General features: G+C 35.6%; 9 protein-coding genes. 5 read left to right on the top strand and 4 right to left on the bottom strand.

The genetic code is table 11. The features are described 5' to 3' along the window. The 3 genes from Q763_RS03560 to Q763_RS03545 all read right to left on the bottom strand — a co-directional run. On the bottom strand, nt 1-5,888 hold a 5,888-nt coding region (locus tag Q763_RS03560; RefSeq protein ID WP_157499298.1), incomplete at its 3' end, for a fibronectin type III domain-containing protein. 516 nt (nt 5,889-6,404) lie between these two features. After that, a complete protein-coding gene (locus Q763_RS03550; protein ID WP_035131258.1) occupies nt 6,405-7,973 on the bottom strand; it encodes a T9SS type A sorting domain-containing protein in 1,569 nt (522 codons plus the stop codon). A gap of 163 nt (nt 7,974-8,136) precedes the next feature. Next, nucleotides 8,137-8,673 (bottom strand): hypothetical protein, encoded by a 537-nt coding sequence (locus Q763_RS03545; RefSeq protein WP_035131256.1) that lies wholly within the window; start codon nt 8,671-8,673, stop codon nt 8,137-8,139. Between the two features lie 166 nt (nt 8,674-8,839). On the opposite strand from Q763_RS03545, the gene ychF reads away from it, so the two are divergent. After that, the gene (gene ychF / locus Q763_RS03540; RefSeq protein ID WP_035131253.1) at nt 8,840-9,934 is read left to right on the top strand and encodes a redox-regulated ATPase YchF; all 1,095 of its coding nucleotides are present in this window, start codon (nt 8,840-8,842) and stop codon (nt 9,932-9,934) included. A gap of 46 nt (nt 9,935-9,980) precedes the next feature. Here ychF and Q763_RS03535 read toward each other — a convergent pair whose 3' ends face one another. Beyond that, on the bottom strand, nt 9,981-10,466 hold the full coding sequence (locus tag Q763_RS03535; RefSeq protein WP_035131250.1) for an AAA family ATPase: 486 nt from the start codon (nt 10,464-10,466) through the stop codon (nt 9,981-9,983). Between the two features lie 47 nt (nt 10,467-10,513). On the opposite strand from Q763_RS03535, the gene Q763_RS03530 reads away from it, so the two are divergent. The 4 genes from Q763_RS03530 (at nt 10,514) to Q763_RS03515 (ending at nt 12,910) form a co-directional block, all read left to right on the top strand. Next, entirely contained in the window at nt 10,514-10,939 is a 426-nt protein-coding gene (locus Q763_RS03530; RefSeq protein WP_035131248.1) for a hypothetical protein, read from the top strand. 13 nt (nt 10,940-10,952) lie between these two features. After that, nucleotides 10,953-11,630 (top strand): hypothetical protein, encoded by a 678-nt coding sequence (locus Q763_RS03525; protein WP_035131246.1) that lies wholly within the window; start codon nt 10,953-10,955, stop codon nt 11,628-11,630. 76 nt (nt 11,631-11,706) lie between these two features. Then, nucleotides 11,707-12,246 carry an NADPH-dependent FMN reductase gene (locus tag Q763_RS03520; RefSeq protein ID WP_035131244.1) on the top strand — a complete coding sequence of 180 codons (540 nt, stop codon included), beginning with the start codon at nt 11,707-11,709 and terminating at the stop codon, nt 12,244-12,246. Continuing rightward, entirely contained in the window at nt 12,230-12,910 is a 681-nt protein-coding gene (locus tag Q763_RS03515; protein WP_035131234.1) for a TIGR02117 family protein, read from the top strand. The genes Q763_RS03520 and Q763_RS03515 overlap by 17 nt, the downstream gene beginning before the upstream one ends. The last annotated feature ends 90 nt before the right edge of the window (nt 12,911-13,000 follow it).

The raw sequence follows: 13,000 nt of genomic DNA, 5'->3' as shown, positions 1-13,000 counted from the left end.
GTAAGTTCAAACGATGAAGAACAGATATCACTTCCAACCGGTGTTACTGTTACGGTATAGACACCAATCTCTGTAGCTGTAGCGGTTAGATCAGTACTTATAGTTGCACCACCCGCATCAGTCCAGTCAATAGTAACAGTATCTTCTGTATAATTTTCATCAAGAACTACTTCAAGCATATAAATTCCGCCTTCACAACCCTGGTTAACACTTATGATAGGAGTAGGAACAATATCTACAACGAAACTTGTTTCATCTGTACAATCAGTATTAGGTATTTGAGCAAAAATGTAAACAGTTTGACTGGCAGATATTTCACTTCCGGCAGCAAGCATATCGCCTGTTCCGCCGGCACCAGTATAATAGTTGTTATTTTCGCTTAGTGCAGGAAGTACAAAAGAATCACATTCTGCAACATCTACCATTACATCTGCAACCGGCATAGGGTATATGGTAACAGTAACAGCTTCGGTAGCATAACAACCACTATTGTCTACAACAACTTCATAAATACCTGACTCTGTAGCAACGATACTTGGAGTAGTATCAGCAAGAGGTCCTCCGTTAAATGTCCAAGTGTAGGTTACATCATCTGTATTAAAGTTAATAGGAGTTACTGTAAGTGTTACAGTTTCGCCTTCACATGCTTCAAGGTCACCATCAATTGTAAATTCAGGAGGGATGTTTGTAATAATTAGGTCAAAAGAGAATACATAGTAACATTCACCTCCGTTTTCCTGGAATCTTACATAAATCGTCTGATTAGTATCGGTCTCATACATTTCAGGAAGGTTGTCGTCACCTCCAAGGTTCGCAGCTTCTTCTGATGTATAGAATGTTACAGTAAAGTTTTCCGGATTTGTAAGTCCGGCAATTATGTCTGCAACACCATCCATTAAATTAAATGTAGCTGGTCCGTCTGTAGAACAAACTGTTAAATCAGTAGTTTCACCATTAAGAATTTCTTCTGCTAAACGAAGAGTAAAGCTTGTTTCTCTAATAAACTCTTCTCCGTTACAAGTAGTGTAAGTAGCACGTGCAGTCATTACAATTGGCTCTTCAGTTACACACACAGTAACTTCAGTGTCATTACTTAAGAAAGCAGTATCCTGTAACCACTCGAAAACTACGTTTGAATCTCCGTTTGGAGTAAATCTCCAAGCTTCTTCAGTAGCTGTCCAAGCACCCGTATTTCTGTCATCCGGTACAAATGCTTCTGTACCTGTTGCATTTTGAAGTCCAAGTACTCCTACACCATTTTGCCAAGATGTACATGGCACCCTGTTGCCAACGTAAACTTCAATTATATTAGAAATTTCGTATAGTACAATTTGAGTTGTTTGTGCACCAATATCGGCATTGTTGCTACATGCACCTCCAAACTGAGCTACCTCAGAGAAGTTTACAACAAGTGCACGACAAGGATAAGTACCCAGTACCTGATAGTTAATATCAGGGTTAGCAAAATCATTATCAACGTTAGGGTTTATATCCTGATAAACACCATAAATAGCGTTAAGGATAGGGAACCCTGCATTTGGTATTGTTTGGTTAAATGCCCACGGACAATATCCTTCAGCATCACTTGTGTCAAATGAGATTACACCATTGGAACCAACAATTACTTCTGAGTAAGTTTCTCCAAAGAAACAGAAATCAAACGGAAGCTCTACTACAGGAGACCAAACGTCATCTGTACCAACCGATACAGGAGTACCTCCTGTGAATGGGAATGGTGGAGCATATTCTATAGATTCTATTTCGTAAGATGAAGTTTCTCCTGTTTGTAAATAGTTTGCAGAAAGTGCTAAACACTCATCATCACCAGGACAAACAATAATTTCACCATCAGGTATTATTATATCTAAGTTAGGATCATATGCTTCAACATTAGCACATCCAGGCGGGTTGAATATTGAGAATACCGCCGGTCCAGACCATAAACTTAAATCATCTTCGCTACAAATAGCTCTTACATAATATTCATAGAAAACGCCTTCTTCAATATCAGTAATATAGTTTGGATCATCAGTAACGATTACAGATGTAGTTGGCTCATCACCAGGGTTACCTGTACCCATTTCCTGAATTACAACTTCCCATTGTGTTTCATCTCCAACAGGAGTCCATGAAAGGTTAATAAACGGAGTTCCCTGCATACCTTCAGCTATAAGATCTATAGGTTGAGGACATGTAAGTATTTGTACAAGTACATTATCTACAGCAGCTGGAGGGTTTGAACCTGCACTACCATCGTTTCTCCATTCGAAAATTACCCTAAGGGTTTGTCCTGCATATACAGAAGCATCAAATATATAAGTTTGATTTGTCCATTCACTACTTTGATTAAAGTTACCACCAAACTGTTGTCCGGTACCATTAGGTATTAAAGTACCAGGGGTAGGGGTATAGGTTACAGGAACTATCCATGCTTTAAGGTAATCACAGCAGCTTTCTCCTAGAGCCATCCAGTCGAAAGAGAAAATTGCACCGCCAACAACATCAGCAGGTATTGCGATGTCTCTATAAGCATGAACTACAGATGTAGAGTTGTTTGTATAAGTATGAGATACACCACTGTCGTTAGAGATATATAACGAATTATCAGGGCTGTTACTTACAGCGCTACCTACAACCCATTGGTTAACGGCAGTACCATTATTTAAAGTCCACTCTACAGTACCACTTTCAAAGTCTTCATCAAAAGTTACATCTGCAGGTATTTGTGTTGTATTGAATACAGCCGGACCTACCCAGAAGCTATAATCATCTGTTCCACAGTTGCTTCTTACCCATACATAGTATGTTGTAGAAGGATTTAAACTTTCAAGATCTGCATTTGTAGGATCTACGTTATCTGTTGGTGTAGCATCTGGAGCTGGGCTTGCATTAGAAGTTGAAAGGTAGTAATCGTAACTATCCGGAGCTGTTGCCGGAGCATCCCAAGATATATCAGCAGAATTTTCTGTAATGTTAGAAACCACTAAGTTATCAGGTGCCGGACAAGTAATAACAGCAATGTTAACGTTATCTACAGCAGCAGGAGGGTTTGTACCCACACTACCGTCATTTCTCCATTCAAATACAACTCTTACAATTTGGTTTGTATAACCGGTAGCATCTATAACATAGTTTTCTGTTGTCCAGTCACCATTCATATTAAGGTTACCTGTAATGTTTACACCATTACTGTTACCTGTAGTAGTTTGAGTTCCTGCAGTAGGAGTATATGTTATAGGAGTAATCCATACTCTTAAATAATCACAGCATGATTCACCTATAGCTTTCCAGTCAAATGAAACGCTTATTTCATCTACTGCTGTTGCAGGCATTTGAATATCTCTATATGCCTGTACTACAGATGTACTGTTGTTTGTAAAGGCATTAGAAACACCACCATCGTTAGTTATGTATAATGATGTATCTGGTGTACTACTAGTTGCGGTACCTACTACCCATTGGTTTGTTTGTGTACCGTTTGTTAAAGTCCAGTTTATTGTACCTTCAAAATCATCATAGAAATTCAAATCAGCAGGGATTTGAGGCGTACTAAATGCTAATGGACCTACCCAGAAACTAGAGTCGCCAGGACCACAATTACTTCTTACCCAGAAGAAATATCCTGTAGAGTCATCAAGAGGATCCAGAGTTACGTTTTCATCTGCAACATTTCCTGTAGGAACAGTTGCATCATCCGGAGCTGTGTTTGAAGTTGATAAGTAATAATCAAACGTAGGTGATACAGATGTTGGTCCTGTCCATGATACAGTAGCCTGATCAATTTGTAAGTCATCTAAAGTAAGAGCAGTAGGAGCAGGACATGTTATTACCGATAGGTTAACATTATCTACAGCAGCAGGAGGGTTTGTACCTACACTGCCGTCGTTTCTCCACTCAAATATTAAGCGTACTACCTGTCCTGCATAAGCAGAAGCGTCTACCACATAGTTAGCAGTAATAAAGTTAGCGTTCATGTTTTGGTTTCCACCAAATTGTTGACCACCACTAGCGCCGGTAGTAACAAGTGTACCGGCTGTAGGGACAAAAGTAGCAGGAACCATCCATACCCTTAAGTAATCACAGCATGATTCACCAACAGCTTTCCAGTCGTATGATAGTAATACCTGATCTACAGCTGCCGGCATTTGTATATCTCTATACGCATGTACTACAGATGTAGAGTTATTTGTAAAGGCATTTGAAACACCACCATCATTTGTTATGTAAAGAGATTGTGTTCCGCCATTACTTGTTGCGTTACCAATTGTCCATTGGTTAGTGGCTGTACCGTTACTTAAGGACCATCCTGAAACTGCTTCAAAGTCATCAGAGAAATCCATAGCAGCAGGTACCTGAGTAGTCATAAACACAAATGGTCCAGACCATGCACTAAAAGTACCGTCACCACAATCGGCTCTTACATAATATTCATATGTAGTTGCCTCAGTAAAGTTTACACCAGCTGTAGTAGCAGTAACATTGTAGTCACTGTTATCAGTTATTGTAGTTCCTGCGCCTGCTGGTATACCTGCGCCTGCGTTTTGTACTACAATTTCCCATGATGTAGCTCCGTTAGCATCCCATGAAAGATCTGCAGAATCATTATCTATGTTAGTAGCAGATAATGTTGTAGGCGGAGGACAGTTAACAATCTGTACAGTTAATGTATATGGTGTAGACTGTGGGTTTGCCCAAGTAGATATTACTATATAATATGTAGTACCAGCTAATACCGGTACAGTAGATAATGATATAGGAGTAGTAGCGTTTCCTGTTGCTCCACCTATACATGCTACACCAATATCAGCACAGTCATCATAAATAAAAAGACCGGCAAAATTACCTAAGCCAGTTGCATCTATACTAATAGCTCCGTCTTCAGTAGCGGTGTATGCATAAACTACGTCATCACCATTAAGATATCCATTTGTTGTACCACAGCCTGAAGCACCCGGTGAACCATTATAGTCATCACCATAGTTAGACGTGTTGTCTGTAGTAGAATATGGTAATGCAGTAATGTCTATAGGAGCACCACACGTTTCTCCTAAAGAAGCAGTACTAAAGTTTAACGGGCCTGCCCATTCACTTGTATTACCCGGTCCACAAACCGTTCTTACATAAAATTTATAGTCAGTACCTTCTAATAGCCCTGATGGCTGATATGGTAATGCCTGATCATAAATAATTCCTGTTCCTGTTGGTGCAGCAGCAGCTTCAACCACTTCAACTTCCCAAGTATCACTACCAGGATCTGGAGTCCAGCTTAAATCGGCAGAGTTAAGAGTAGGGTTTGCAGCTGTTAAGGCTGTAGGTGCTATACACTCTTCTACTACACTAACGTTATCAACTAACCATCTGTCTTTAAAGTCAGCTTCCATTACAAAAGCGATATATACTGATTGACCTGCCAAGCCTGTAAGATCAACAATTTTTTCAGTATACTCCTGTTGTACCGGATTTAAAGCTAATTCAGTCCACTCTATAACTTCGGTATAGGCAGTTAAGTTAGTTGGGTCAGCATCGGTTGAAACCATAATACGGTACAAACCTCCATCATCACCATTTACTGATAAGCGTGAAAAGAAACGAAGCTGAGGGTTGTTTGGTAATGTAAGTAAAGGTGTTATTAACCAATCCTGCGGGACGTCATCTGTGTCCGGCACATTTTCACGATCAATAAAAGCCGCATAATCACCTTCGTAAGGTGGTAAAATGGTATTACCAAATGTGCTTTGTTTCCAGGATTGAACAATACCTGAATCATTATCCTCAATGGTCCAACCTGTAGGAGGCCATGTTTCAAATCCTTCAACCCCATCAGGTAGCTGAGCATAATTGCTGTAGGAAATGAACATTAAGAGAATTAAAAAAGTAATTTTTCTCATAGATTAATATTTAGTTTGTTAAAAGGGCTTTAAATTTATAAAAAATTAAGGTATAATTTGTGTTAATTATCACATTACATAATAATTTGAGATAAATACAACAAAAAGATGTTTTAAAGTTATAATATCTATTTTTGTGTTTTAAATAACAAAAACTGTTAAAATGTTTAAAATTTCATTTTTTTTAATATAAAATGTAAATAATGAATATTTAATATTTATTATTCATTTAAACATGATTAATTTATGAATTTTGTAAAGATTGAAGTCTGGTTAACTTTCTTTGTGTCAGTTTTTAATTATGGAATTAACAAAACATAAAATTTAAATATTATAGTTTTTTTATGTTTTATTTGGTGAAAACGTCTCTTTTGGTATTTAAAAATAGAATGAAGGCCATTAAAAAAATCCTAAAACAGCTTTCAGTGTATAATAATTGGATTTTTCAAAAAAAAATCACCTTTAGATTTTTTTATAAAATACTAAAGGGGAAGGTTTATATAGAGATTAGTAGTTTTAGTTCTTTATAAATTTTACAGGTTTATATCCTTCGAGTTTTATAGTATAGATTCCGTTATTAAGTGATTTAATAGTGATTCCTTTATTAGGAGCTATTGTTATTTTTTTTACTTCCTGCCCCAAAGTGTTGTATATAGTTCCTTTAGCTGTATTTTCTAAATTTTTTATATACAGGTAATCAGACGATGGGTTAGGAGACAGAGTTATTTGAATTAAGCTATTATTTGATATACTTAATTGTGATGCATTTAATTTTGCAAGAAAAGCGTTGTGAGTAGTACCATCATGTGCAAAGTCATCAAAATAATTTTTACCAAGATACAATCCTGTCAAATACAAGTTACCGTTGTCATCTGTTATAATGTTGTCTATACGGCTGTCGCCTTCACCTGTAATGGTTTTTGCCATTAGTAATTCGCCCTGAGGTGAATATTTTAATACAACCGCATCAGGATTATTTCCTATTGGTGAAGTAGTAATTTCACTATTCCAGTTTATTTCCCATTTGGTTTTACCTGTTATATAAACATTTCCCTGTGTGTCTATATTAAGAAAGTTTCTCTTACCTAATATAATCTGGCCTTCTGTTCCCGGAGCTTCACGAACCCATTGAAATGCTCCTTCACTATTAAGTTTTGCTAAATAAAAATCACCAAATGCGTTGCCTCCTTCAGCAACTATGTCATCAAACATGAAACTACCAAAAAGGTATGAACTTAAATAGATATCATTTTCACTGTATACTGTGATTTGAGGTTCCGGACAGGTAATATCTTCTATATATTTTACCCATTGAAAGCTTCCTGTAGAGTCGTATTTTACAGCATAAGTGTTGTAGGTAAGGTTGTTAGGAACGGTTATCCCTGCAAATGTTGCATTAGGGTCGGCACACGATCCTGCTGCGTATATGTTTCCTGTACTGTCTATGCTTAAAGATGTTAATCTTCTAACATCTAGCTGAGTTATGGTAAGTAGTTCTTCACCGTTTGGCGAGAGTTTTGTGATAAAGGAGTTAATAAAGTTGTTGTAACCTAAATATATGTTGTTGTCTGTATCTGTTGCAATGCATCTGAGCTCAGATACAACATCCCATGACACAGTGCCTTCCATAACGGGTTCATACGACCATAAAATTTCTCCCTCGCTATCTAGTTTAATAAGTAATAATTTGGTTTGAGAAGCCATTTCGTTTGTATAAGTAGTACTATTTAATGTTATGCTGTCCTCAAAACCTAATGCAAGAAAAACATTTCCCTGTGTGTCGGTTTTCATATCAAAAATAGCGCCGGTACCTATAAAAGATTTACTAAATATAACTTCTCCGTTACTGTTGTATTTATTGTAAAATAAGTTACCCATAATTTCTACAGAAGACGCTACGGCATTATTCATAAAGCCTGCCATATAGATGTTTCCGGAGTTATCAATAGTATTCGTATAACCAACCATATCAGGATTAAGGTTAAGGTCAATAGGAGGTGTTTTAACCCAGCTAAAGTTATTGTTTTGCGCTTGTGTATTAAAACATGTTAGAATTAAAAATAATAAAGTAACTGTAGTTTTCATTGGTTCTTCTTTTCTTCAAAACTATGTAACATAAAATATTGAAGTTTGAAAAATGGATATAAGTGTATTGTTAATTAGAATTTTACATGTTTTATTGAGAATTTGAGGTTATAAAAAAAGTCCCAACTCAAGTTGGGACTTACATCTGTATATAATAGAATTGTTATTGGGTAATTCTTGAAAATCTTTCGGTTTTTACACTATCGTCATCATTATTATAGCTTTCAATAATAAAGTTCCCGTTATTGTCAAAGTAGCCTAATGATACTTTATGATCTTTGGTTTGATATATATAAGTAGTTTTAGATGTTTTCCTGATTACGCCAAGTTCTTCGTTTTCGGGAGAGTATACTTTAAATCCGCTATTATCTCTTATTAGTATATAGGTTTTACCTTTAAGTTCGTAACGAATGGTTTCTCCTAATTCCTGTGTAGCTATACCATCGCCCGATATGGTTGTTTTTTCGGTGACTTTTACAGGTGTTTCCTTAATATCTTTATTAAGAGTGTTGCGTCCGGTTTGTTTTACTTCCACATTTTGTCTGGCTTCTGTATGTTGTGTTTTTACCAGTTTTTTAGGTTCTCCTGTACCGTCGTCTACCGTTACGGTGGTGGTCTTAGTTTCTTTAGTTACGTTGGTGTTTTGAGCATAGACCGTAACCCCGAAAATAAGTACTAATATCGTGATTAAATTTTTCATAATGTCTTTGGTTTTAAGGTTATTACGTCAAAGTTAACATGATAATGTTAAATATATTTATATATAAACCTAAAGTATTGGTAAAAAACAATGTTTTTAAAACATTGAGCTACTGATTTTTTAATTTCAAAAACTTATATTTGCACCCTTAAAAAATCACTTAATAATGAAAGCAGGTATTGTAGGATTGCCAAACGTTGGTAAATCAACTCTTTTCAATTGTTTATCAAATGCTAAAGCACAAAGTGCTAACTTCCCGTTTTGTACCATTGAGCCTAATGTAGGTGTGGTTAACGTACCAGACCCAAGGCTTTCTAAGCTGGAAGAGCTTGTTAACCCGGAAAGGGTAATTCCTGCAACTGTAGAGATTGTTGATATTGCGGGTCTTGTAAAAGGAGCCAGTAAAGGTGAAGGTTTAGGAAACCAGTTTTTAGGAAACATTAGGGAGTGTAATGCTATTATACACGTACTTAGATGTTTTGATAACGATAACATTGTACACGTTGACGGTAACGTTAACCCTATTAGAGATAAAGAGACTATTGATATTGAGCTTCAGCTTAAAGATCTTGAAACAATAGAGAAACGTCTTGAAAAAGCTAAAAAAGCTGCTAAAACCGGTAATAAGGAAGCTCAGGCAGAAGTTGCCTTAATGGAAAGAATCAGGGAAGCACTTTTACAAGGTAAATCGGCCAGAACAGTACAGCCACAAAATCAGGACGAGGAAGAGCTTATACAATTGTTCCAGCTTATTACTACGAAGCCTGTACTTTATGTTTGTAATGTTGATGAAGGTGCTGCTGCTACAGGTAATGAGTATGTAGAGAAAGTACGCGAACTGGTTAAAGATGAAAATGCAGAAGTTATGTTCCTGGCTGTAGGTACAGAGGCTGATATTACAGAGCTTGATAGCTATGAAGAGCGTCAAATGTTCCTTGAAGATCTTGGTTTGAAAGAGCCGGGTGCAAGCGCATTAATCCGTTCGGCTTATAAGTTATTAAGTCTTCAAACGTATTTTACTGCAGGTGTAAAAGAAGTTCGTGCCTGGACTATTCAAATAGGAGATACCGCGCCACAGGCTGCAGGTGTTATCCATACCGATTTTGAGAAAGGTTTTATTCGTGCAGAGGTTATAGGTTATGATGATTATGTAACTTACGGATCTGAGGCCAAAGTAAAAGAAGCCGGAAAACTAAGAGTAGAAGGTAAAGAATATATTGTTAAAGATGGTGATGTAATGCACTTTAGGTTTAACGTGTAATTCCTTTAAAATAAATAAGAAAGCCCTGCCATACAGCAGGGCTTTCTTATTTAATATTATCTAATATGAATGAAACCCTTTGTCTAGGATTTGTTTTAGGGATTTCAATTACTTCATAGTCGTAATTTAGATAAGTTTCTTTCATTAAAAATGCAATTCTTTTTGCTTCTGTCCAGTTTTGTTTCCTTTCACTGTCTGTTGTATAGATTTCTTTCCACGGAGGTAACCAAAATACTTTTTTGTTATATCTGTAAGCTATTGAAGCTAAGTTTTCTTCAGGGGTAATTTCCTCATTTAAAACTTTAGAATAGCATAGGGTATCAGGTATGCCTCTGTCGAAAAATGTTATTAATTCTTTGTATTTAAATGTGTTTTTCCATGGTAAGGCATTACCATTATTTTTAACCTGTTCCTGTATTATTGATCTTGCAGCTTCATCTATACAATTATATCCATATTGTTTTAATTTTTCTATTAAGGTTGTTTTGCCACAACCGGGTCCTCCGGTTATGATGTAAAAATTATTGTTCATAGTTACAGTGTTTTATTTATGTATATTTAGAGTTATAAAAAATAGAAATGAAAAAAGCTTTTTATATACTGTTATTATTCATATTGTCAGGATGCTTTATGGGTGGAACATGGGAGGACAATGATGACAATTGGGAAAGGATTTTTTATGAGGAAAAGCCTGAAAACATAACTGTAAATAATTCATGGTTTTGGCAATCGTCTCACTGGACTTATGAGTATTGTTTCTTTATAGAGATAAAGAATGATCCACAATTCATTTCAAAGTTAATAGAGGAAAACAACTTAGTTAAAGTTGAAAATAATGAAATAGACAACGATTTGTTATATTTTTTTTCAGATAAACCAGAATGGTTCATACCAAGAGGTATAAAAGCTTATGATGTTTGGAAAGTAAAAGGAGAATATGAAAATAAGAAGCTTTTTTTGGATAGGCAAGATGGTACAATTTTTTTAACAGACTTTTCGGTATAAATAAAATATAGATATGAAGGTAAAAACATTGTTTTTTGGAGCTTTGTTTGTTCTTATAAGCTGTAAAGAATCATCAATGATGGAAGATTATGGCGTTCGTTTTTATTTTAATGAACCGCAACCTGTTAATGATTCTGACCTGAAATCTTTTCCGGCAAAATACAGGGGGATTTATGCTACTACAGATGAAGTTAGGGAGCTACATATAGATGAAAAAGATATTTACTACAAGTATTTTCTTAATGGTGAAATCACAAAATCAGAACTCGAGACATTAACCGATAGTGTTACTTATAATAACGGAAAGCTTACTGTTGTTTCTCCTGATGAGAGTATAGTTTATGATACTGAGGAAAAAGGGGATACCATATTTTTTCATAAACAAATAATGGATACTGTTTTCTCCTTGTCTAAAAGGCAGATAGCTAAACGCTTTAAAGGGCAGCTCGTATTAAGTGAAAAAGACTCGGTCTATTGGTCGGCAAGAATACTGTCAATTCATAACGATACTTTGTTTTGGAAATACTTTAAGGATAAAAGTGATTTTAAAAAGCTTAAAGCCTTAGTTAATGATATACGAACTGATGAGGATACACTTAAAGTTTATCTTAATCCAAGCAGAAAAGAATTCGCTAAAATTCTGTCGTTAGAGCCTTCCGGTTACAATAAATATCTTAAGAAGAAAGACTGATAATAGATTGTTAAACGGCTATACTATTGTAGTATTTTTTTGTAATTTTAGAAATCAACCTAAAATTATAAACTATATGAAAATAGTAGCTTTTGGCGGCAGTAGTAGTAAAAATTCAATAAATAAAAAACTGGCAACTTATGCGGCAAACCTGTTTGAGGGAGATGTCGTAGAAATACTTGACTTAAATGATTATGAATTGCCATTGTATAGTGTAGATAAAGAAAATGAAATTGGTAAACCTGAACTTGCCGGTAAGTTTTTAGAGAAACTTGAAAGCGCTGATGTGTTGGTTATCTCAGTTGCCGAACACAATGCAGGTATGACCGTTGCCTTTAAAAATATATACGATTGGGCTTCAAGGCAAAAGAAAGAAGTGTTTGCCAATAAACCATTGTTGTTAATGTCTACCTCACCCGGTAAATTTGGAGGTAAAAACTCGCTTGAAGCTGCTAAAATAAGTCTTAAATGGTATGGAGGTAATATAAAAGATACTTTCACACTGCCATCTTTCAATGAAAATTTTGATGTGGAAAACGGAACAATTTCCAATAAAGAGTTTGATAATGCGTTAAAGGATATTATACGCAATTTCGACTATGAACTTAATTCTTAAAAGGTCTTTTAAGGTTTTTAAAAAGCTAATTATAGGTCTGTTGTGCTTTATACTGGTGTACGTAATTGCTACACTGGTATTATCGTATATTCCTGTAAATGTCAATGCTGAGAAAGGTGATATTGTTGTGTATGTAAACTCTAATGGTGTACATACAGATATTATAGTGCCTGTAAAAAACGGAGTAAAAGATTGGACAGGGCAAATACTGTATAATGAAACAAAGGCTAACGATACTTTGGCTAAATATGTAGCTTTTGGCTGGGGTGATAAAGGGTTTTACCTTAACACGCCAAAGTGGAGTGATCTTAAAGCCAGTACAGCTTTTAATGCTGCATTCTATATGGGTACTTCGGCAATGCATACAAGGTTTTATAAAACTGTAAGGCAGGATGATAACTGTGTTAAGCTTACCATAACTAAACAGGATTACGAAAAGTTAGTTGATTATATTGAGAAAAGTTTTGAGTATGATGAAAACGGAGAGACAATCTGGATAGCTAACCGAAGTTACGGACAGTATGACGCGTTTTATGAGGGTAATGGTAAATACAGCCTGTTTTATACTTGTAATACATGGACTAATAATGCTCTAAAAGCAGCAAACCAAAAAGCCTGTTTGTGGACAACTTACGATAAAGCCATTTTAAATAAGTACAAATGATATTTGGTATTTCATGAGTTTTTATGTTTAAGTAAATAAAAAATAAAAACTTTAGGATTCTTAGTCTTAAAATAAGAATATATCTTTGAG

Source organism: Flavobacterium beibuense F44-8, assembly GCF_000769915.1.
GTDB classification, from domain to species: Bacteria; Bacteroidota; Bacteroidia; order Flavobacteriales; family Flavobacteriaceae; genus Flavobacterium; species Flavobacterium beibuense.
Note: the sequence above shows the minus strand (reverse complement) of the source record. Positions and strands in the feature narration are given on the sequence as shown.

Bases quoted from the DNA above. Each gene is read 5' to 3' on its own strand.
- Q763_RS03545 (WP_035131256.1), bottom strand. From the start codon at position 8,673: ATGAAAAATTTAATCACGATATTAGTACTTATTTTCGGGGTTACGGTC.
- ychF (WP_035131253.1), top strand. From the start codon at position 8,840: ATGAAAGCAGGTATTGTAGGATTGCCAAACGTTGGTAAATCAACTCTT.
- Q763_RS03530 (WP_035131248.1), top strand. From the start codon at position 10,514: ATGAAAAAAGCTTTTTATATACTGTTATTATTCATATTGTCAGGATGC.
- Q763_RS03525 (WP_035131246.1), top strand. From the start codon at position 10,953: ATGAAGGTAAAAACATTGTTTTTTGGAGCTTTGTTTGTTCTTATAAGC.
- Q763_RS03515 (WP_035131234.1), top strand. From the start codon at position 12,230: ATGAACTTAATTCTTAAAAGGTCTTTTAAGGTTTTTAAAAAGCTAATT.
- Q763_RS03535 (WP_035131250.1), bottom strand. From the start codon at position 10,466: ATGAACAATAATTTTTACATCATAACCGGAGGACCCGGTTGTGGCAAA.
- Q763_RS03520 (WP_035131244.1), top strand. From the start codon at position 11,707: ATGAAAATAGTAGCTTTTGGCGGCAGTAGTAGTAAAAATTCAATAAAT.
- Q763_RS03550 (WP_035131258.1), bottom strand. From the start codon at position 7,973: ATGAAAACTACAGTTACTTTATTATTTTTAATTCTAACATGTTTTAAT.